The organism is Prevotella sp. LCP21S3_D2 (assembly GCF_052118345.1).
GTDB lineage: Bacteria > Bacteroidota > Bacteroidia > Bacteroidales > Bacteroidaceae > Prevotella.
The window spans coordinates 19,783-41,821 of record NZ_JBQKHJ010000008.1 but is presented as its reverse complement, the minus strand read 5'-3'; the positions used below and the strand labels follow the sequence as shown (position 1 = coordinate 41,821).

Annotated in this window: 20 protein-coding genes, 1 tRNA gene and 1 riboswitch; of the genes, 10 read left to right on the top strand and 11 right to left on the bottom strand. The window is 44.7% G+C overall.

Translation table 11 applies throughout. The features are described from left to right. Nucleotides 1-30: 30 nt before the first annotated feature. The 4 genes from ACTQ16_RS07260 to ACTQ16_RS07245 form a co-directional block, all read right to left on the bottom strand. Nucleotides 31-2,931 carry an SNF2-related protein gene (locus ACTQ16_RS07260; RefSeq protein WP_441936773.1) on the bottom strand — a complete coding sequence of 967 codons (2,901 nt, stop codon included), beginning with the start codon at nt 2,929-2,931 and terminating at the stop codon, nt 31-33. Nucleotides 2,932-3,518: 587 nt separating this feature from the next. Further along, on the bottom strand, nt 3,519-3,998 hold the full coding sequence (locus ACTQ16_RS07255; RefSeq protein ID WP_349225428.1) for a DUF3990 domain-containing protein: 480 nt from the start codon (nt 3,996-3,998) through the stop codon (nt 3,519-3,521). Further along, nucleotides 3,995-4,213, bottom strand: a complete 219-nt coding sequence (locus ACTQ16_RS07250) for a DUF3791 domain-containing protein (protein WP_117586164.1) — start codon at nt 4,211-4,213, stop codon at nt 3,995-3,997. The genes ACTQ16_RS07255 and ACTQ16_RS07250 overlap by 4 nt, the downstream gene beginning before the upstream one ends. Nucleotides 4,214-4,218: 5 nt before the next feature. Continuing rightward, nucleotides 4,219-4,461 (bottom strand): hypothetical protein, encoded by a 243-nt coding sequence (locus ACTQ16_RS07245; protein WP_117586144.1) that lies wholly within the window; start codon nt 4,459-4,461, stop codon nt 4,219-4,221. A gap of 155 nt (nt 4,462-4,616) precedes the next feature. Between ACTQ16_RS07245 and ACTQ16_RS07240 the strand changes: the two genes are divergently transcribed. After that, on the top strand, nt 4,617-5,471 hold the full coding sequence (locus ACTQ16_RS07240) for a TIGR02452 family protein (RefSeq protein WP_441936771.1): 855 nt from the start codon (nt 4,617-4,619) through the stop codon (nt 5,469-5,471). Between the two features lie 70 nt (nt 5,472-5,541). Here ACTQ16_RS07240 and ACTQ16_RS07235 read toward each other — a convergent pair whose 3' ends face one another. Next, nucleotides 5,542-5,823: a hypothetical protein gene (locus ACTQ16_RS07235; RefSeq protein WP_441936769.1), complete on the bottom strand. Its 282-nt coding sequence runs from the start codon at nt 5,821-5,823 to the stop codon at nt 5,542-5,544. Further along, a riboswitch (SAM-I-IV-variant riboswitch) is annotated at nt 5,823-5,934 on the bottom strand. (Overlaps the previous gene by 1 nt.) Nucleotides 5,935-6,228: 294 nt before the next feature. On the opposite strand from ACTQ16_RS07235, the gene ACTQ16_RS07230 reads away from it, so the two are divergent. Further along, complete coding sequence (locus tag ACTQ16_RS07230; protein ID WP_217764604.1) at nt 6,229-6,642, top strand: secondary thiamine-phosphate synthase enzyme YjbQ; 414 nt, start codon at nt 6,229-6,231, stop codon at nt 6,640-6,642. A gap of 29 nt (nt 6,643-6,671) precedes the next feature. On the opposite strand, the gene ACTQ16_RS07225 is transcribed toward ACTQ16_RS07230, so the two are convergent. The 5 genes from ACTQ16_RS07225 to ACTQ16_RS07205 all read right to left on the bottom strand — a co-directional run bounded on the left by ACTQ16_RS07225 (nt 6,672) and on the right by ACTQ16_RS07205 (nt 13,960). Continuing rightward, nucleotides 6,672-7,427 (bottom strand): hypothetical protein, encoded by a 756-nt coding sequence (locus tag ACTQ16_RS07225; RefSeq protein WP_441936767.1) that lies wholly within the window; start codon nt 7,425-7,427, stop codon nt 6,672-6,674. Beyond that, the gene (locus ACTQ16_RS07220; RefSeq protein ID WP_295345853.1) at nt 7,417-7,659 is read right to left on the bottom strand and encodes a DNA-binding protein; all 243 of its coding nucleotides are present in this window, start codon (nt 7,657-7,659) and stop codon (nt 7,417-7,419) included. The genes ACTQ16_RS07225 and ACTQ16_RS07220 overlap by 11 nt, the downstream gene beginning before the upstream one ends. A 6-nt stretch (nt 7,660-7,665) precedes the next feature. Next, nucleotides 7,666-8,634, bottom strand: coding sequence for an SPFH domain-containing protein (locus ACTQ16_RS07215; RefSeq protein WP_117662731.1), 969 nt, complete (start codon nt 8,632-8,634; stop codon nt 7,666-7,668). Between the two features lie 181 nt (nt 8,635-8,815). Continuing rightward, a complete protein-coding gene (locus ACTQ16_RS07210) occupies nt 8,816-10,141 on the bottom strand; it encodes an MFS transporter (protein ID WP_294969064.1) in 1,326 nt (441 codons plus the stop codon). Nucleotides 10,142-10,150: 9 nt separating this feature from the next. Then, nucleotides 10,151-13,960: a DUF4922 domain-containing protein gene (locus tag ACTQ16_RS07205; RefSeq protein WP_441936766.1), complete on the bottom strand. Its 3,810-nt coding sequence runs from the start codon at nt 13,958-13,960 to the stop codon at nt 10,151-10,153. A 136-nt stretch (nt 13,961-14,096) separates the two neighbouring features. Here ACTQ16_RS07205 and rlmN point away from each other — a divergent pair, with 136 nt between their 5' ends. The 8 genes from rlmN to ACTQ16_RS07165 all read left to right on the top strand — a co-directional run bounded on the left by rlmN (nt 14,097) and on the right by ACTQ16_RS07165 (nt 20,976). Continuing rightward, a complete protein-coding gene (gene rlmN, locus ACTQ16_RS07200; RefSeq protein WP_218415707.1) occupies nt 14,097-15,161 on the top strand; it encodes a 23S rRNA (adenine(2503)-C(2))-methyltransferase RlmN in 1,065 nt (354 codons plus the stop codon). 19 nt (nt 15,162-15,180) lie between these two features. Continuing rightward, nucleotides 15,181-16,128, top strand: a complete 948-nt coding sequence (locus tag ACTQ16_RS07195; protein ID WP_441931856.1) for a DUF4837 family protein — start codon at nt 15,181-15,183, stop codon at nt 16,126-16,128. Nucleotides 16,129-16,137: 9 nt separating this feature from the next. Next, nucleotides 16,138-17,346 carry a PdxA family dehydrogenase gene (locus ACTQ16_RS07190; RefSeq protein WP_441936764.1) on the top strand — a complete coding sequence of 403 codons (1,209 nt, stop codon included), beginning with the start codon at nt 16,138-16,140 and terminating at the stop codon, nt 17,344-17,346. Between the two features lie 106 nt (nt 17,347-17,452). Continuing rightward, entirely contained in the window at nt 17,453-18,793 is a 1,341-nt protein-coding gene (locus ACTQ16_RS07185) for a sigma-54 interaction domain-containing protein (RefSeq protein ID WP_441931855.1), read from the top strand. Further along, complete coding sequence (lptE, locus tag ACTQ16_RS07180; RefSeq protein WP_294969079.1) at nt 18,790-19,311, top strand: LptE family protein; 522 nt, start codon at nt 18,790-18,792, stop codon at nt 19,309-19,311. Before ACTQ16_RS07185 ends, lptE begins: the two co-directional genes overlap by 4 nt. Nucleotides 19,312-19,477: 166 nt before the next feature. Then, nucleotides 19,478-20,284, top strand: a complete 807-nt coding sequence (locus tag ACTQ16_RS07175) for a tetratricopeptide repeat protein (protein ID WP_441936763.1) — start codon at nt 19,478-19,480, stop codon at nt 20,282-20,284. A gap of 28 nt (nt 20,285-20,312) precedes the next feature. Beyond that, nucleotides 20,313-20,717 carry a preprotein translocase subunit SecG gene (gene secG, locus ACTQ16_RS07170; protein WP_153125770.1) on the top strand — a complete coding sequence of 135 codons (405 nt, stop codon included), beginning with the start codon at nt 20,313-20,315 and terminating at the stop codon, nt 20,715-20,717. 183 nt (nt 20,718-20,900) lie between these two features. Continuing rightward, nucleotides 20,901-20,976: transfer RNA gene (locus tag ACTQ16_RS07165), tRNA-His, on the top strand. Between the two features lie 198 nt (nt 20,977-21,174). Here the strand turns inward: ACTQ16_RS07165 and menB are convergent. Next, the gene (gene menB / locus ACTQ16_RS07160; protein ID WP_441936761.1) at nt 21,175-21,996 is read right to left on the bottom strand and encodes a 1,4-dihydroxy-2-naphthoyl-CoA synthase; all 822 of its coding nucleotides are present in this window, start codon (nt 21,994-21,996) and stop codon (nt 21,175-21,177) included. Nucleotides 21,997-22,039: the final 43 nt, after the last annotated feature.

Sequence of the window (22,039 nt, the reverse complement as noted above, 5' to 3'; positions counted from 1 at the left end):
TAGTTATATTATTTTTGCTTTGATTCCGTTTCATTTCTTTAAAATCCAATGCACGCAGAAGAGTTCTTCTTCCGTAATATGCTGCTGGATAAAAGCCTTCACTTTGTCTATCATTCCGTCTCGCTTCTCCTCTATCTCATCTTCAAGTTCAAAGATTTCGGCTCGCTTACGCTTCTGCTGACGAGTAAGGGTATTCAAATCCTTTTCCAGGGTCAATGTTTGCTGTGCATTCTCCGAACGACTCAACAATCTTTTCTTCTCCTTGATTTTAGCCTTGATGTCTTTCAGTTCATTCTCCAAAGTGAGCTGCTGGTCTTCTGCCCATTTCTCGATATGCTGAATTTCAGCATCAAGCAAAGCCTTGTTTCGTTCTTCTATCTGAACGGTCAAGGCTGCTCGCCGGTTATCATACAGGGAAGCCAACTTCTGGCTTGCTTCCTCCTGCACAAGAACATTTCCGGTACTTATCGTTGGAACATTCAATAGTTTTTCAGCAAACTCCTGACCCAAAGCCGTTCCATCTTCCGCAAGTGCCGTCAGCACAATGTGCTGTTCCTGTTGTCCTTCGGATATAAAAGAAACAAGATGAGCCTGAAGCCATCCACTTTCATAAGCACATTGTTCTATATCTGCCACCTTATAACGATATCGGCTATAATCGAAGAGGAGATTCTGCTGGCTTTGCTCATTCTGCTTACACAAGGCAATGACCTTTTGAGCCAAAGGATGCGACAAACGATAATTGATGTATTGCGATTGGAGCGTCGTTATCTGATACATGCCACATTCTGCTGCCACATCAGGACAAGGATTGTGCTTCAAGCGAAAGACGAGATTAGTTTCATCTACTACTTCTACATTCTCCTTACCAAGCGTAGCAATGGTTATCGTCCAAAGCCAGCGATGGAACTTATTCAGATTTCCCATATCCTTGCCTTGGCGAATCTTCAGCAGTCCCACCACATCCTCATCAAAGTTTTCAAGCAGTTGCTTGCGCGTATCTTGCATCGTTGCCTTGATACTTGCATCCATCTCTTGCTGAATCTGGTCGAAGGCTGCATTGATTTCTTCAGGAGTACGGCACTGCTGATAGATGTTGAGCATCCGCTTCTCGAAGTCAACCCCCGACTCGATGCTACCCAACACCTCATCACTCGAACCGAAGACACCATCAAAGAGATGGAATTTCTCAGAAAGCAGTTGGAACACACGCACATCAGCTGCATTTGCCTTGTTAATGAAGTTGAAAACCACCACATCATTCTTCTGTCCATAACGATGGCATCTACCTATGCGCTGTTCCACCCTCTGAGGATTCCACGGCAAATCGTAATTCACGATAAGCGAACAAAACTGAAGGTTGATACCTTCGGATGCCGCCTCGGTAGCAATCATGATTTCGGCTTCGTCTCTGAAATAATCTACAATAGCCTGGCGCTTGTTTGCCGACAAAGAAGGGGTAAAGGCTGATGTGCCTATATTCCGCTCTTTCCAAGCCTTATATATCTTCCGGGAAGTTTCATCATTGTTGGAACCATTGAAGAGGACTATCTTGCCCATATAACCATTCTCCTCTAAAAGCTGTTTCAGATAGAGCTGGGTACGGGTACTTTCCGTGAATATCAATGCTTTGCGGTTGGCTCCCAACTCTTCCATCTTCTGAAAGCCGGTATGGAGTGCCGACAAGAGGCAATCACCTTTCTTATTGCTACTGATACTATTGGCTAGATCATATAGACGTTGGAGTTCCTTGATTTCATCCTTGATACCTTCTATCTCATCGGAAGTAAGGATTTCTCCTTCCTGTTCGTTCTCATCCTGCTCATTCCATTCATCCCAATCATCACCCAACATATCTTCGGCAACCATAGCTATTTTTCCATCTTCCCCATACAAGCCTTGCGGTTTATCGGCAGAATATGGAGCAATCTTGGTCTGCAAACGGTCGATAAGCGTTTTGAGCGTATAGCCGATGGCAAAGGTAGATGAAGACATGAGTTTGCGGAATATCAGCGTAATCAACTGACGTTGACTGGTTGGTAATCCGTAAGTATCATCCCGGCGAAGATATTCGCTGATTTGATTATAGAGTTTCTGCTCTTCAACGGCAGGATAATATTCCTGCGCCATCGGGATACGGGAAGTATATTTTACATACTCCGTAACCTGTTTGCGAAGCGTGCGATGCACGATGGGGCGAAGACGCCTGCGAAGATCACCAAAAGCAATATCATCGTTTTTCTTACTATAGCAATACTGAGCCTTGAAACTCTTCAAGTCACCAAAGTAATGGTCATCGATGATACTTACCAGACCATATAATTCCTCAATGTTATTCTGAAGCGGAGTGGCGGTAAGGAGGAGTTTATGACTATCAGAAAAAGCGGATTTCAGACGGGAAGCCATCGAAGGGGTTGACTTATAAACATTGCGCAGTTTATGAGCCTCATCATAAACCACCAGGTCCCAATGAGTGCGCGACAAGATTTCGGCTTGTCTGGAAGCAAACTGATAAGAGCAGATATAGATTTGCTTGCCATCGGAAAGATGGTCTAAAGAAATCCCCTTTTTCTTTTCGAGAATAAAAGAATCCAGAAAGAACTTTTCCTCCAGCTCCATGCTCCACTGTCGGCGAAGGGTAGCTGGAGCAACGATGAGGATACGACGCTTACGTTCAGCCCAAAACTGGCTGATAACAATACCAGCCTCTATCGTTTTTCCCAATCCCACCTCATCGGCAAGGATAACACCTTTGGAGAAAGGAGACTGGAATGCAAAAAGAGCCGCCATCACCTGATGGGGGTTCAGATCGACACGTGCCTCCGACAAGACACCCGTCAACTTATCATCATCTGCACCGCCCCTATTGCGTGACAACTGCCAGGCATAATACAAGAGCTGCGCAGATGAATAAGGGATTTCCTGTTTCATCGTCGCTTATAAGGGATTATGAACGTAAACTTTATCGGAATTAGCAGGTCACATTTTTGCTATGCTTGGGCAAACTTCCAGGCTTACTAAAACAATGCAGAAGAGACAAATACCTTGTTGGCGAAACTATATAAGAAAGGCGTAAGCCTCACTTATCAGTCTCTAAGGTATTTGGCGTGACCTGTCCACATAGATAAGTTTAGCTCACGCCTTATGAGCGTGAGCATTCACTTTTATCTATTACGTGGACTCAATTATCAATCGCCAAATTTCAAGAGACTCCAAATAATCGTAAACGCTTGTATATTATTATATTATATGTCTAAAGTTTTATTCTTTCTGTTTCTTATTTTTCTATTTTATTTGTTCAACTTATGTTACAAGGGAGCAGCCCCCTAGGGCAACCTCTCCCCCTTTCGAGGGCAAAGTTACAAAAAATAAATGAAATATGCAACTTAATACCTCAAAATATCTTTTATAGAGTAAATTTTACTTGAAGCATCAAAAGAGAAATACTGGTCGTCCATAATCATATAATCCTCTCTCTGCTTCTTACTCAGACTCTTAATGAATCTATACGACACATATCAAATCTGCTGAAGATAACTTATAGCCTTCTCTGTACCGAAAAAATACTGGCGATTCAGCTTTCTGTAGGTCAACTCTTTTGCAAGTTGCTCTAAAGTCAGTCCTCCATACAAATATCTTTCCAATTGAAAAGCGACACCATCATCAGCAACGGGACCGACCACAACATCATAGTCATGAATAAATTTATCCTTACTTCTTTTACGGTTAGCTAAGATAAATTTTGCCCATTCTATTGATGGACTATCAAAAGTCAACACTTTCAGACTTCCATCAATCAACAGTTTCTCGTCAAACAAGAATTTTGTTACGACAGGAGAACCTGAGCCAACAATACGAGTTCGCTTGATTGCCATCTCCATTGCCTGCGGAAAAATATCCGTCAGATAAAAACCTTGCCCAAAATCCTTATAAGGCTTACACTTAGTAAAATCAATCTTGTCTATAAACAGATTGGATCCATGATACAACTCTATCATACCAAAGCCCCTCCATGCCTATGACAAATAACAGCCAAATCATCCACTGCATCATCTAAAGAAAGAAGATGCTCCGCTCCATAACATTCATACAAAAAATCCAATCCCTTATGCCTTTTCAGATAAGCATAGGATTGCTTCAAAGATATGCCAAACCGCTGTGCAAATTGGCTCACACAATATATAATGTAATAAGTCTTACTTTCTAATTCCATAATTCTCAACCTACCTTTCCATATTTAATTTCCTCCTTCAGCAACTCATAGTTGTAGCCAGAACTCTGATAATATAGCCCTGTCTCTAAATCCTGAAGTTTCTCGAATAACTCTGAATTATAAACACAATCTAAAGCTTCTTCAAGAGAATACTTGAAGTCTTCCATCAGCCACATTGCCATATCTTTGATACGGGCATTAATCAATATGCCTATCTGTCCGGCAGAAAGTTTTGTTTGTCCTTCCATAATTATATATTTTTCTTTTGTGGGCAAATTTACAAAGAAATATCGAGAATACCACATATTTTATATATAAAAGTTTGGAGAATACAAAGAAAACTTATAATTTTGCCAAAAAGAACGGATTTTTAGTGACACAAACAAAATAAACAGAAGAAATCATGATAAACGACAGAAGACAACTGGCTGACGTGTATCAGCAAACTATAGATATTGTACTGAAGGGACATTACACATCTGAGAATGGGGAGGAAGTGAAACTGCCCGACAACACGAAGATGCTGAGGGGAAGCAGATTCTATACCAAACCACTGGATGCTTCTAATATACCTAGTCTTGCAGAAGGTTCCACCAAGATTATAGTGAAGAATGACGACAGCATCCATTGCGGTCATCAGTTGCAACAGGAAGGATACAATCCCGTGGTTCTCAACCTGGCAAGCCGGCGCAACCCGGGTGGTGGCGTGAAGAACGGAAGCCGGGCACAGGAGGAAAGCCTCTTCCGCAGCACCAACCTCTTTCTCTCTATGTATCGCTATGCGGAATATGCCGAGGATTACGGTCTGGAGAAAAGCAAGTTCCAATATCCGATGCCTGTGAGATTCGGAGGTATCTATGTGCCAGACGCTACCGTATTCAGGGCTGGAGCCAAGGATAACTTTGCCTTGCTCGATACTCCTTACTATATGTCGTTCGTGGCAGTAGCCGCCATCAATCATCCTGATTTAGATAGAGATGGGAACATCTGTGAAGAAGATGCCGCATTGACAAAGAACAAAATGAGGACGATGCTGCGTATCGGTCTGCTGAACGGACACGACAGCATCGTGCTCGGTGCATTCGGTTGCGGTGCCTTCCACAATCCTCCGAAACATATCGCAAGACTGTTTCACGAAGTCATCGACGAGAAGGAGTTCATGGACAAGTACAAGCTCATCGCCTTCGCCATCCTTGAAGACCATAACTCGCCAAGAGGTGGAAACCTGCAACCCTTCATCGAGGAATTCAAGTCATAAACTCCCACAGATTTGGCTTTCCCTTCGGCCACCGATTTTCAATTCACAGATTTCCACAGATGGGGCTTGATTAGCAGTAATCAATGCCTCGTTTCTCACACTCTCCTCGCAGGGCGGCGAGGAAGTAGCTGCGTTCGCTGCCCCAACCACGAACCTTGCGCTCATGATCTATGGTCTGCTTCAAACGCTCATCGCTGTATGCAGCAAAGCGGGCTGCATACTCTGAAATTCTTGACTCGGCATAGTCTGCACCAACAGTTGATGACTCAGCATTAGCTGCCTTAATTGTTGATGACTCGGCATTCGCTGCCATTACACTCTCATTGTTCTTTAAATCTGAATTTGGATTCATAAAGATAATTATTTTAAGTTGTTAAACACTTACACATTCTTTTACCACCGTGGTTATCTCTATGCGAAACTCGGTTGGTGTGCCGCAACTGGGCAACTCTTAATGCTTGATTTCGGGTGCAAAAGTACATCATTATTCTGAAACCACCAAATTTTTTCGGGATTATTTTTTCCTGTTTTTTTCCTTCTTCTAAAGAAGAAGTTTTTTCGGGGTAGCAGATAGCAAGAGAAATACCCGAATTGATTAAAAGAGATATACTCGACTTGATTGAAGGAGATTCCCTTAAATGGTTAAACTTTCCTATATTTGCATTATAATAGTATTATAATAATAAAATTATAATTACCTTTGTAAATTGACAATCAGAAAGATACAAACAGTAGAAATATAAAAACAAAGAATGATATGATACAGCAAGTTGAATTTTCTTTGCGCCCGCTTCCTCGCGGCTTTCACCTCGTAACCAACGAGGTGATGAGGAACATGCCGGCACTGCCTAAGACAGGGATACTGAATCTCTTCGTAAGACATACCAGTTGCGGATTGTCGCTGAACGAGAACTTCGACCCTGATGTGAGACATGATTTAAAGGGTATCTTCGAAAGACTGGTTCCGGATGGTGACCCAAGATATCTGCACCAGGATGAAGGGCCTACGGATATGTCGGCTCATGCCAAATCGAGCATGGTGGGGGTATCGCTCACCATTCCTATTACCAACGGAAGACTGAACCTTGGTACCTGGCAGGGAATTTACCTCTGTGAATTCAGAGAAGGAGGCGGAAGCCGACACCTCATCGCAACGATTATCGGGGAATAAAGAATCGTTGCAATAAATCGAAGTCGCCTCTATTTCCTGGATGAATCGGAGGCGTCTTTATCTATTTCACGGAAAAGGCCGAAGTATCTATTGCATACCCAGACGATGCCGACAACAATTGCTATGACGAGGATTCCTCTTAAAAAACTACTTAATATACTTGGCATACCATCCCAAATAGGCAGGCAATGCATCGCAAAACCTAAAACCACCGTCAATACCAACACACCGATAGTCAAGAGTTTCTCGTTTTTGATAGCTGGCTCAGGATTCTCTACTTCTACCAAGTTTCTCAACTGGTATATCTTATAGATAAAGAATACACAGTTCAGACATAAAAGAACACAGCAAGCTATCATTCCTCCCAAAAACAAATCGTCGCTATCTACCAAATCAACACAACTAATCCATAGAAAGAAGAGAGATAATCCTACAGAAGCAAAGCGACTGCTGAGAGAAAGATAATATACCTGTCGGGCATTAACTATCTTGACGAAAGGCAAATCAATGGCTGTGGGATGATAGCTATGACGCAAGTTTTGAACTGAAACAAGTGTACCTACCGCAGCTATGACAATATACAGAAACCAATCATCAGATGTGGCATGAATGATGTTTCTGATGGTGAGCAGCCATATGCCAAGAACCAGGATTCCTACAATAAATTCAAAGACCCTAGCACTTGTAGAACGATAGATCTTGACTTGCGCAAAGATGCCAGCCTGCTCTTCCTTATCGCCATTTTTGAATAAATCAAGCACAAAACAAAATAATTTATTCTTCATCTTTCTTTTCCCCTCCTATTTGATTTAAATCGACTTCTTCCTTCGTTTTCTTTGATGCAGCCTTCTTTTTCTTAGGCAGTCTGCCAGCCTTGCGCAGCGCTTCGGCGATGATCCATTGCAGCTGGCCGTTGGTTGAGCGGAACTCATCCTCAGCCCACGCCTCAATGGCACTCATCGTTTCCGAATCGATGCGCAATATAAAACTTTTTATATTTGTTTCCTTTTTAGCCATACTTTTTTAATGATTCAATGTTCCCGTATTTACTACAGGCTGAGCAGTATCATCACCACAGAGCACTACGAGCAGATTGCTGACCATGGCTGCTTTCTTGTCGTCATCAAGCTCTACCACATCTTCATCGCTCAACTTCTGCAATGCCATCTTCACCATCGACACGGCTCCTTCTACAATCTTCTCTCTGGCAGAGATGATGGCTGAAGCCTGCTGGCGACGAAGCATCACGGCTGCTATCTCCGGTGCATAAGCCAGATAGTTGATGCGAGCCTCTACAACCTCGATACCTGCCATTGCCAATCGCTCATCGATGCGAGCCTCCAACTCCTTATTGATTTCATCACTTCCATCTCGAAGCGTAATCTGATTCGACTTTCCACCCTCGTCATCATCGTAGGCATACTGTCCAGCTACCTGTCGGAGAGCGGCATCGGCCTGAATCTGAACAAAGCGGCCCAGCATATTCATGATCTGTGCAGCAGAAGCACCGATGCCTGCCTGACCCGTAGAACCCTCAGCCATCGTCTGGGTATCAATCTCGAAGATAGCCTTGTAGGTATCCTTCAGTTTCCATACCAGCACCATACCAATCATAATCGGATTACCCGTCTTGTCATTCACCTTGATAGGTTCGGCATCGAGGTTGCGCACACGAAGCGAAAGCTTTTTCTGACTGATGAACGGATTCAGCCAATAGTAACCAGGCTCTGTAAAAGTGCCACGATACTTACCGAAGAAAAGCAATACGCGAGCCTGACCCGGCTCCACCAGGATGAAACCGCAGACGCAGATGATGCTCAGGATGAGAAGCAGTACGCCACAAACACCACAGACATTTGCCAGCCAGCCCTCTTGCGAAACGCAGGCAAATATAAACAAGCCAACTCCAGCCAGAAAGCCGATGATGTTTAACACTAACATCAGGATGCCATTCAAGGTCTTTCCCTGATACGTAAATTCCTTATTCTCCATAATTTTACTTTATTTATTACGTTATTGATATTGATATCATTTTAATATCACAAATATACGATATTAAAATGATATCACAAGAGAAGGAACCCAAAATTTTAATTAGTTTAACGTAAAAAGGTCGTTGAGACGAATCCCAACGACCTTTTCCTGTATTTTCACCTATTTATATATAGGATTACTATTCTATCACTTCCATTTCTTCCTCCTCGATTTCCTCTTTCTCTTTCTTTCCGAAATTAGGATCAATCTTCAGGAAAGCAGTAACCAGGAAGGTAATGGCGCAACATGCCATCACGATGATGAAGAACATGCGGTAGCCTACCATATCTTTCAGATATCCCGAAACCATACCAGGCAACATCAAACCTAAATAAGAGATACCTGTACAGATGGAATAATGGGATGTCTTGAACTTGCCCTGACTATAGAACAACATGTAAAGGGTAAGAACCGTGAAGCCCAGACCGTAACCCAACTGCTCGACGAAAAGACAGCTGGAAACCACGATGAGGTTGCTGTTGAGCGAGTAACTCAGATAGATGTAAACCACATCAGGCAAGGTGATGGCGCAAACCAGAGGCCAGAGCCATTTCTTCATTCCATCCCTGCTCACCAGAATACCACCAAGAATTCCACCCAGCAGCAAACCTATCAATCCCACAGTACCATTGGCAAAGCCATATTCCTGAGGTGACAGTCCCAGTCCGCCCTGCGAATTAGGACGGAGGATGAAGGTCTTGGTCATGGTGTTCAGAAGCGCTTCTGGGAATCGGTAGAGCAAGAGGAAGAGCATCACACAGATGGTTTCTCCCAATCCGAACTTCACGAAGAAGGTGCGGAACATATTCTTCAGTTCGTGAGCCACTTCACCCACCGTTCTGTCCGTCTGCACATCCTCCTTAGGACGTGGCATGAATCGGCTATGATAGAGCCATAATCCGATGAAGATACCTGCCAGACCGTAGAAGATGAGCGCCCATGAGAAGCTAATCTGGTTGCGGAACATCACCTGGAGAACACCAGCCAGCATCACCAGGAATCCATTCACAAAGATGATGGCAAGGCGATAAAAGGTATTTCTCAAACCCACGAACTTGGTCTGCGTATGCTCATCCAACTCTATCATATAGAAACCATCCGCCGAAATATCGTGGGTGGCACTACAGAAGGCGATGAGGAAGAAGAAACACATCGTTGCCTGGAACCAGAAGGCAGTAGGCAGCGAGAAAGCAATGCCGGCAAGGGCGGCTCCGATGAGTGCCTGCATGGTCAATACCCACCAGCGCTTGGTCTTCAGCAAGTCGATGAAAGGACTCCACAAGGGTTTGATAACCCATGGCAAAGCCAGCCATCCGGTATAGAGACCCACCTGGGCATCGGTCAAGCCCAACTGCATATACATCACGACAGAGAGGGCTGTCACGATGACATTAGGCAGTCCTTCTGCAAAATAGAGGGTCGGAATCCAAGCCCATGGATTCCGACTATTTTTCTTTGTTACCATTTTACATCACTATTTATAGAGTTTCTTGATTTCAGCTCCCTGATAGTAGCGCAGAAGGATGGCATCATACAGATAGCCTTCCTCGCCCATCACGGCTGCACCAATCTGACAGAGACCTACTCCGTGTCCCCATCCAGCGCCGACCAGTTCGAAACGCTGAGGAACTCCCTGCTCATCTATATCATATTTATCCACGATAAAGGCAGAACTGAGGAGATGACTGTCACTCAGCGTGCGGCGGATTTCGAGTTCCTTACCGATGGTGAAGGTTTTCTCCGTACCGATAATCTGGAGCTTACTGATTCTTCCACTCGTTCCCCGTTCTACGGATTTCATATCAAGGATAGAACCCAAGTCCATCTTCAGTCTGTCAGCAATGAGCTGCTGCAGTTTCTCCTGAGTAAGGGTTACCTTCCAGCGATAGAAGTCTACCGTTTCCTGGTCGTAATCGTTCAACACCTGTGAGAGGATTCTCTTGTCCTGCGTGTTGCAGAAAGCAGGAGGGTTGAAGCGAATCCACTTCTCAGCCTCTTCCTCATTTGTCAGATTAGGCAAAGTAGATTCTATTCCTAATGCAATATCCCTCACCGCAGTGAGATAATTCTTCGGTGTATCTTCCCAACAGTACTGGAACTCCTCTGTGACTCCACCGCAACATTTAGAGAATCGGGCATCGCATATCTCATCACCATCCAGGAGCACCTGTCCCTTGGTCTGACGAATAGCCTCAGCAACATGTGGAGAAGTTTCCTTCGTGATTCCCTGGTAACGCTGGCAATGGTCATCTGCACAAACATCAAAGATGGTATGGTCTTCGCGATCGTACCAGCGGATGAGCATATCTTCCTTCTTGGTGAAAGAGAAGAAATTATTACCACTTTCTGCAACATCCCTATGCTTCTTCATCTGCGCCAAAAGCCAGGAACGGGAGATAACGGCATGTGCCTTCAAGAGTTCGAGACTGGAAGTGGCACTCATCTCACTACTGATTACACTCTCCAGATACTTCTCTACAGGCAGTTCGTTGATGGCACAAATCTTATCCGACTCGACCACGAAACGCAATGTTCCGAGGAAAGTCTGGGTTTCCTTGCGCTCCCAATGGAAGTTGACACCAATCGTAACATCGCTCAGCGAGAAGGAAGCGTCCGCACTCTGTGGATGGAAAGTCAAGGAACTATACTGATTACCGTTCCAGAGTACACCACCTTCTGAGAATTCCACCTCCTGTTCGCCGATTACTGTCTCGCCCTTAGCCAGATAAGGTTTATTGAGAGAGAAATGAATCTTCTGTCCGCTCACAATACCCACCTTCACCTCAGGTTCCTTGTCATAACTGTATAAGGCAGAAGTACCGACCTGCAGTTCAGCTTCCTTTGAAGCCTTGAGTTTGGTAACGATGCTGTTCATCTTATCCGTAGAGACACCACATTCCTGCAGAATGGCAGTAGCACTCTCTTCGGTCAACTTACGGAAGTCTTCCTCACGGGGAGTAATGATGAGTCCCGACATATCCAAGGCTCCAGGAGAAACCATCATCTGTGCATCGCCTTCTGCAAAATAAGCCTCAGGGCGGTGTTTCTCTCTAGGAATAACCACAGAGATATACTCATCCCCCTTGCGCCATGCGATGATATTCATCATTGGTTCAGTCTCATCACCACGAACAGGCATCGACTTATAGAGACGTTGGAAAAGAGCCTCATCGCTGTCCTCACTCTTGGAGATGATGACAAAGGCTGGAACAACAAAGTCATGAATCAAGGCAATCTTTTCGTCATCATTCAGAGAAATGATATCAGTAAGGTTGCGAGAAAGTCGCTGCCAATTAGCCTGCAAAGGCAAGATGCCACTGGTACCTGCCTGGAAATGAAGATGATCAGGAGCTGAGGCTCCACACTTCGGACCGTTATAGAACACCATCAACTCGCTATGCAAGCTCAGGAACCGGTGCATCTCACCATAATTCTTATAGATAGACTGTGGCTGATGCTTTCTTGCAGGAATCGTGAAATGAACAGGCAGAATCGGGAACGGATTCACCAAGAGAAGGAAGCGTTCATCTATCTGTTTTGAAATCTGCTCCTTAGGACGGTTCTTGTCGCAAAGGAAACATGGACGATCACCCAATGTCTTCTTATCAATCTTGGCTCCGGTGCTCACGATGCGTGCCGGATTCCACTGCACTTTCAACTGGTCGGAGAGCTGATGGGTCTCCACATGCTTGAGATCGCGGAAGCGGTGACGGGCATCAGCCCATTTCTCCATCTGGCGATTGAAGAAACGGGAGATACTGCTATCTTCCATTATATCAGCCTTGCCCTGCAACATCTGCTGGCGCGCCTTCAACTCCATGGTGCGAAGACGGTCCTTATAAAGATTATTGGCATTTACCTTATCGATACTCAAGGCAGCATCACTATTTCCTCCCCAACGACGGCAGAGGTAAAGTTCATCGTAGATTCTGCCAATACGGTAGCGACGAGAAAACACCAATCCCAAGGCATAGTCCTCACCATAACTGGTATTAGGAAATTGAATCTGACGGACCAATGGGGTAAAGAAGGCACGAGGAGCACCCAATCCATTGATACGCAGAGCATTATTACAGCCATTATCTTCGGTCCACTCCTTATGGTCTATCAATCCAGGAGGCAGTGTATTGAGATCGAAATCGCACATGCGATAAGAGCCGATCATCATGGCAGCCTTCTGCTTATGGAAGGCATCTACTATCTTTTGCAGCGTCTTAGGGGAAGAATAGAGGTCATCACTATCCAGCTGGACGGCAAACTTACCACAATGGTCGCTGTTGATAGCCATATTCCAGCAGCCACCAATGCCAAGGTCGTTGCGATCAGGCACAATCTGGACAAGGCGTCCTGCCTGCTTATCATTCCGTTCCTCCATCTCATGGGCAATCTCTGAAAGGATTTCGCCCGTACGGTCGGTAGAATGATTATTTACCACGATAACATTAAACTTGAAGCTGGTCTTCTGACTGAGTGCGCTTTTCACTGCGTCAGCTATCGTCTTTTCACGGTTGAATACCGGAATAATGACAGAAGCCTCGTATTCAAACTCCTGCTCATCAAAATCAGGCTGTCGATAGTAATTGGTATCAACCAAGGCTCCCACCTTTTCGAGATGATGGGTGCAAGCCTTCTCCATCTCTATCTGTACCTCCCGGTTGCGAGGGTTCACATAGTCGAACTGCTTTTCTCCACTCTTTCTGGTATCGAGCTCATCTTCCGTATAGAGGAATTCATTGATATGGAAAATCTCTCCCACTCTACTCAGATAAAGACGAAGGTCATAGAGTCCTGCAAACTGATATTCCTGTCTGTCCTGCTGTGCTGCATAGTCGAGCAGATTCTGTGCCTTGACAAGCCAGAGACTTCCGAAATCGAAGTCATCACGAAGTGAACCAGCCTGATAGTCGATGACCGGATGCTTCTCCAGTTTACCCTCCTGAACAGAGTAATGATCGGAGTATACCATGACCGCTCCCGTATCATCAGCGGTACGGAGGAAACGTTCCAAGGCATACAATCCCCAACGGATAGGAGTGGCTTTGGTACAAATGATTACATAGTCGGCATCGGTGTTCTCAGCAATACTACTAACAGTATTGGAACTCTCCAATCGGTCGACAACGATAAATGTACAACCATCAGGCACTTGATGAGAAGCAGCGAAATCAGCACTCACCAAGAGATTGATATGTTGAACTGTCTTGTTGTCATGAAGTTCCAAGAGTGCTTCCTGGGCAACATCCAGGTCTTCACAAGGCAAGAAAAGGTCTATTTTTTGTCTCATTTCTTTGTTTCTATTTTCTCGTTTTTGGTCCCATTTGGGGGCATCAAACTATGTTTTTTATCTTTATTTCAACTTATTATCTTAAAATATGTGGCAAAGATAACAATTTTTCGGCAAAAAACACTATCTTTGCAGTATGAATAATGAAAAAAAATATCTTTTAGGCCTTACACTTGCCGAATTGAAGCAGGTGGCAAAGGATCTCGGCATGCCTGCCTTCACCGGCGGACAGATGGCGAAATGGCTCTATGAGCAGCATGTAAAGAGCATTGATGAGATGACCAATATCTCGAAAGCCAACCGTGCAAAACTCGCTGCCGAATACGAAATAGGATGCTTCGGATATTCCGACGCACAACATTCTGTGGATGGTACCATCAAGTATCTCTTTCCTACCCGAAGTGGCAAGTTTGTGGAAACGGTTTATATTCCAGATAAGGACCGTGCCACGCTCTGTGTTTCTTCGCAGGTGGGTTGCAAGATGAACTGTCTCTTCTGCCAAACAGGTAAGCAGGGATTCGAGGGAAGTCTGCCTGCCGGCGACATCCTGAACCAGATTTACTCATTGCCAGAGGTAGACAAGCTCACCAACATCGTATTCATGGGACAGGGCGAGCCAATGGACAACCTCGACAACGTGCTTCGTGCTACGGAAATTCTGACTGCCGACTATGGCTGGGCATGGAGTCCGAAGCGTATCACGGTAAGTTCTGTTGGCGTGAAGAACAAACTGAAGCGATTCCTGGAAGAGAGCGAATGCCATGTGGCTATTTCCATGCACGATCCTATTCCTTCAGAGCGCGCAGAACTGATGCCTGCAGAAAGAGGTATGGGTATTGAGCAGGTGGTAGAGCTTTTGAAGAACTACGACTTCTCCCACCAGCGTCGCCTCTCGTTCGAATACATCGTATTCAAGGGAGTGAATGACAGCATGCAGCATGCCAAAGCTATCATCAAGTTGGTAAAGGGACTCGATTGCCGTTTCAACCTGATCCGCTTCCACCAGATTCCAGACATCCCACTGCAGGGCGTGAATGACGAAAAGATGGAGCAGTTCCGCGATTACCTTACCTCGCACGGCGTGTTTACAACCATCCGTGCCAGCCGTGGACAAGACATCTATGCAGCCTGCGGCTTGCTGAGTACCTCGAAGAAGATTGGCGAAATACGCCAGCATGAGGACGAAGAGAAAAAAGAGTAGACGAAAAGAACATAGCATAATGGTGAGAAATACGATAACGTTTCTTTTCCCGTTCTGCCTGATATTTCTCCTCTTGACAAGTTGCGGTTTAACGGGGAAGAACAGGAAAAAGCCAGCCAGTACAGGGCAACCTTACGAGATTGTACTGGAAGGAGATACCGACAGCATCGTTACCAGGATACTGACGGAAGACGTTCCAGCCCTTCCCCAACCCGAGCCTCTCTGCAAACTGATTCAGGTGAAGAAGGGGAAGACAAAAGGCAGCTACCTGCTCGTCAGAACCCGCATCATCGTCAATATCACAGATAAAGACTTCGCTGTCAAGTTGAGCCACGATGAGAATGCTGAACCGCAAAACATCATCCGCATCAATGCCCATTCCGTACAGCAGCTGCGAGAAAGACTCAATGGCGAAAAGCTCCGCCAAATTGTAGATGAAGCTGAACTGAAGCATCTGGCAGAGATGATCTCCAACAATCCCAGCAAGCAGAACAAGGAGATGCAGGAAGAGGTAAAGAAGACATTCGGACTTGACATGAAAATCCCGGTATCGATGAATGCCAGCAAGAAGGCAAAAAACTTCATCTGGATTTCGAACAACGCAAGTACGGGAATGCAGAACCTGCTCGTGATGAAAGTGAAGAGTGAAGAACGAAGAGCAGGAAAAGAGAAGAGTGAAGAACGAAGAATGAAGAATTCAAATGCTTTTCATGTAAATGTAAATGACAAGGCTCAGATTGATAGCATTCTTCGAACCAACATGCCGGGCGAAACCGACAGCATGTATATGACCATTCCTGTTCTTTTAGAAAGAGGACTCTGGGAGATGAAAGGGGATGCCATGGGAGGACCTTACGTGATGCATCGCATCCATAACCTCTATGTCATCGGCTTCGTCTATGCACCCGAAATGAAAAAGAAAATATTAATCAAGCAGCTCGAAGCTGCGATTTCCACAATAAAATAAAATACATCAATGGACAATAAGAAAATCAGAGTGGCTATCACTCACGGAGATACCAACGGTATCGGATATGAACTCATCTTTAAGACATTTGCTGAATCTGAGATGCTGGATTTCTGTACACCAATCATCTACGGTTCACCAAAGGTGGCAGCCTATTATCGCAAGGCGATGAACCTGCCAGCACAGTTTTCTATCATCCAGAAAGCAGAAGACGCAGAAGAAGGACGCATCAACCTGCTTGCAGCTGTAGATGAAGAGGTAAAGGTAGACATGGGTATGCCTACCACCGAATCGGGAGCAGCAGCTATCAAAGCGCTCGACAGAGCAATGACTGATTTCAGAGACAATCTCTATGATGTGCTAATCACAGCCCCTATCAATAACCAGAATGCCCAGATAGAAGGTTTCCCATTCAAGGGGCACAAGCATTATATCGAAACATGTCTTGGCGAAGGACAGGAAGCCCTTTCCATCCTCGTAGGTGGCAACCTTCGCATAGCATCAGTTACAGAGAAGACTCCATTCAAAAATGTAATAGCCGGAATCACCGAGGAACGCATTATTGAAAGAATAAAGCTCATGCAACAAACCATCAAAAGAGATTTCCTCATCACCAACCCACGCATAGCAGTGCTTGCCCTCAATCCTCGCAGCAACGAAGAGGAAAGTTGCGGTAAGGAGGAGAGCGAAATCATCATTCCTGCTATTGACAAATTAGCAGAACAAGGCATTCAGGCTTTTGGTCCATACGCAGCAGATGAGTTCTTCGGTAAGGGATATTTCAGCGACTTTGACGGAATCATGGCCATGTATCATGACCAAGCCACTACCCCATTCCATTCTCTCTATACAGAGGATGGCGTCATCTACACTGCAGGTTTGCCTATCATCCATACAGCAGCCAACATGGCACCAAGTTACAGCATTGCAGGCTGCAATGAAGCTGACGAGTCATCGTTCCGCCAGGCAGTATTCCTGGCTATTGATGCTTTCCAGAACAGAAACAGCTATGATGAGGCAATAGAAAATCCACTTCCAAAACTCTATCACGAGAAGCGTGACGAGAGCGAAAAGGTAAGATTCTCTATCCCAAAGAAGGGCGGCAAGCCATTCCCTCCAAAGAATGAAAAGAACTTTACACCTCGTCCAAAGAATGAAGGTCAGGAAGCTCCACAAGCTACAACTGAACCAGCTCAGCAAGTAGCTCCAGAAGCTTAATTTAAAGCAAAATATGATGCCCAAGAATAGGTAAACGTTAAAAAAGACCTATTTTTGGGCAATATATGCTGATATTTCAAAAAAAATGTGTAATTTTGGCAGCTAAATGGATACATCTGAACTACAGAAAATAAAACAACGCTACAATATCGTCGGAAATAGCGACGGATTGAATCATGCTCTCGATGTCGCCTTACAGGTGGCACCGACAGATCTTTCTGTGCTTATTATCGGAGAAAGTGGAGTTGGTAAGGAAATCATTCCGAGGGTGATCCATGACAACTCACCAAGAAGAAGAGAAAAGTATTTTGCCATCAACTGCGGAAGCATTCCTGAGGGCACTATAGACAGTGAGCTCTTTGGACATGAGAAGGGTTCCTTTACCGGAGCCATAGGAGAAAGCGAAGGCTACTTCGGAATAGCCAACAAGGGTACTATATTTCTTGACGAGGTGGGCGAACTGCCCATACAGACTCAGGCAAGACTGCTGAGAGTGCTGGAAACGGGCGAATATATCCGCGTAGGTGGAACAGAGATTCGCAAGACCAACGTACGAATCGTTGCTGCCACCAACGTCAACATGAGAAAGGCAATCAGCGAAGGAAGATTCCGCGAAGACTTGTATTACCGACTGAATACAATTCCTATCCAGATGCCTCCACTTCGCGAACGAGGAAATGACATCTTACTGTTGTTCCGCCTTTTCGCCATGCAAATGGCAGAGAAATACAATCTGCCAAAGATCAGCCTGACAGAAGATGCCAAGAAACTCATGCTGAAATATAAGTGGCCAGGCAACGTGAGACAGCTCAAGAACATTACCGAGCAAATGTCGGTATTAAGTCGTGAACGGGAAATTAACATGGAGACACTCATGCATTTTATCCCACGCGATGAAGAGACTACTCAACTTGCCACCATTCCACAGAGCAACAACACCTCGCACAGTTATGAAAACGAACGAGAATTTCTCTATAAGATTCTTTACGAACTAAGAGGAAACGTGAGTGACCTGCGAAGAGAGGTGGGATCATTGCGCAAGCAACTGGATGAAGCCCGTCAACTAAGAGGAGCAGAAGGTTTCAGTAGTCCTACCTCTGTATCGAACATGAGTCCAACAACCTATCCGGCAGAGTTTGAAAAAACACAGTCTATCACACCAGCAGAAGGAATGATGCGGCATGACACAGGAATCATCCAGCATGACACAGGAATCATCCGACATGAACCGGGAATCATCCGAGCTGACAAAATGGGACAATCGGAACCAGAAGAAATCGAGGCAGAAGAAATCAAAGAGAACGACTCACTGAATCTCGATGACTTGAGCAAACAAATGATAGAAAAGGCTCTGGAACGCAACAATGGCAATCGAAAGAAAGCCGCTGAGGAATTGGGTATATCAGACAGAACACTTTACCGGAAAATAAAGAAATATAAATTATGAAGCAATTACGCGCGTACATATATATATTAGGGATTTCATTGGTCATAGGCATCATGACTGCATGTTCCGTTAGCTACGGCTTCAACGGCGCCAGCATTGACTATACCCAGACCAAGACTATCCAAATAGCAGACTTCCCTATCAGAAGTTCATACGTTTGGGGACCAATGGGACCAATGTTCAACAACGAGCTGAAAGACAAATTTGCCAACAATACCCAGTTGCGACAGGTTTCCCGTAATGGCGACCTGAAGATTGAGGGTGAAATTACCCAATATTCACAGCGCAACAAGTCGGTATCTGCTGAAGGTTATTCTGCACAGACAGAATTGAGTATCACCGTCAATGTCCGTTTCACGAATAACAAGAAACATACCGAGGACTTCGAAAAGTCATTCACCTCTGCAAAGACCTACGATACCACACAAAGTTTAGCTTCTGTTCAGGAAGAACTGGTCACCCAGATGGTAAAAGACTTGGTAGACCAGATATTCAACGCTACAGTAGCTAACTGGTAAGGAAATAGTAAGTGAAGAACGAAGAGTGAAGAGTGAAGAATTCAACAGCTATACAAATCATAAAGTTCAAAGCTCAAAGTTCAAAGCTCAAAGTTCATAGCTCAAAGTTCAAAGCTCAAAGTTCATAGCTCAAAGTTCATAGTAACCAAACATTAAATAGAAAAAAGTGGAATTAAGCAGATTGATACAACACCCAGAGGAGATGAACCGGGAGACGCTCTACGACTTGCGCGCCCTCTTGGCTCTATATCCCTATTATCAAACGGCTCGCCTCTTGATGTTGAAAAACCTGTACCTACTCCACGACCCTAGTTTCGACGAAGAGCTACGCCGTGCAGCCATCTACATAACAGACCGCAAGGTCATCTTCGAAATGGTTGAAGCAGCGCACTATCAGTTCAAGAAAGTAAACTATGGGGAAAAGAGCAAGGCTTATCCTACTCAAGGAGAAGCACCAAAAAGCAACTTGCACAATACATCTAAGGCAGACCGCACAAGCGACCTTATCGACAGTTTCCTAGGTTCTATACCAACAGATGCAGAAGAAAAAGAAGCTAAGAAAGAAAAGCGGAAGCCAACACCTGCAGATGCAGCTGTTGATTATGTAGCTTATCTGATGGAGACTGAAGATCAAGAAGAAGACGAGAAACCTTCAAGAACCATCAGTCTGATTGATGACTTCATGGAAGATGGAGGATTCAAATTGCCAAAGATACAGCAAGGAGAGGAATACAAGCCAGAATACACGCCTCAACTGGAAGATGACAAAGACAACGAGGAACAAACTGAAAATAGTGGTGTATTTACAGAAACCCTCGCCCGCATCTACATCAAACAGGGCAAGTATGAACGAGCTTATCAAATTATCGAGCGACTCTACAAGCAGCATCCACACAAGAGTGCCTACTATGTGGACCAGCTAAGATTTCTCGAGAAACTGATATTAAACGGAAATAATAAAAATAACAAATAAAAATAATAAATAAAACTAGTTTTAAAAAATGGCTTACACATTATTTGTAGTATTAATCGTCCTGGTAGCAATCATGATGATTTTCATCGTGCTCATCCAGGAATCAAAGGGAGGTGGACTTGCAAGTAACTTCTCTTCAACAAACTCTATCATGGGCGTTCGTAAGACAACCGACATTATAGAGAAATTAACATGGGGTCTCGCTGGTGCCATGGTAGTTATCAGCATAGTTTGTGCTTATGTAGCACCTCAGGCAGCTGGTGAAAGCAGCGTTATGGAAGGTGCAACTCAGGAGCAGACTGCTCTTCCTGCTATGCCAGGTGCTAGCAAGGATGCTGCAGCAGGTGCTCAGAAAGCAGCCCCAGCAGCTAATGGTGCAGCAGATGCACAGAAAGCAGCAACTCCAACTGTACCAGCTAGCCCTGCTAAGTAATAGCTTGTAAACTTATAAATAGCATTTTCCCATCAAAAAAACTGCAGTTTTAAGGGAAAATGCTATTTTTTTACAGGAAAATGAAGTTTTTCAGAAAAAAGTTTAGAAAAAATTTGGTGGATTCAAAAAAATGTAGTACCTTTGCATTCGCTTAAAAGAAATAACAATTAAGCAAGCTAACATGGTGGACGTAGTTCAGTTGGTTAGAGCGTCAGATTGTGGTTCTGAATGTCGTGGGTTCGAGTCCCACCTTCCACCCATAAAGCATTAAGATTGCCAATCTCTAGTATTAGAGGTTGGCTTTTTTATTTTCATCCATTTCTCATTTATCTTCATCTTCCCCCTATTGGTTTTCATCCAGCATCCATAGTGAAGGAAAAAAAATAAACCATACAAGATGACCGAAGGCATCCTATATGGTTTATATATCCTTATATTCGATTACTCACTCTGCCATTTACGGGAACAGAGGATAATCCTCAAAACGAGGCTTGCGCTTCTCCAGGAAAGCCTTGCCACCCTCCTGAGCCTCATCCATGGTATAATAGAGCATCGTTGCATCACCAGCCAACTCCTGAATACCAGCCTGACCATCCAACTCAGCATTCAAGCCAGCCTTGATCATACGGAGAGCCAAAGGAGAACGCTCCATCATGATTTCAGCCCATTCTACGCAGGTATCTTCCAACTGGTCGAGAGGAACCACCTTGTTGACCATTCCCATCTCTTCTGCCTCCTTCGCAGAATACTGCTTGCAGAGGAACCAGATTTCACGGGCCTTCTTCTGACCAACCATTCGTGCCAGATAAGAAGAACCGAAACCAGCATCGAAGCTTCCTACCTTAGGACCAGTCTGTCCGAAGATGGCATTCTCTGAAGCGATGGTCAAGTCGCACATCACATGAAGCACATGACCACCACCGATGGCATAACCGTTCACCATGGCGATAACAGGCTTTGGCAAACGACGAATCTGCATCTGTACATCAAGCACGTTGAGACGAGGCACACCATCGTTGCCAACATATCCACCTCTACCCTTCACATGCATATCTCCACCGGCACAGAAAGCCTTGTCGCCAGCACCCGTCAGGATAACCACACGGATATCCAGACAGTCACGACAGTAGTTGAAAGCCTGCGCCATCTCCCAGGTAGTCAATGGAGTGAAGGCGTTGCGATAACGCTCACGATTGATGGTAATCTTAGCAATGTGATTATACTCCTCGAAGATGATTTCCTTGAAATCAAAACCTTCTATCTTTTTCCATTCTCTCATTTACTTTGAACTTTGATTATTGAACTTTGAACTTTATGATTAC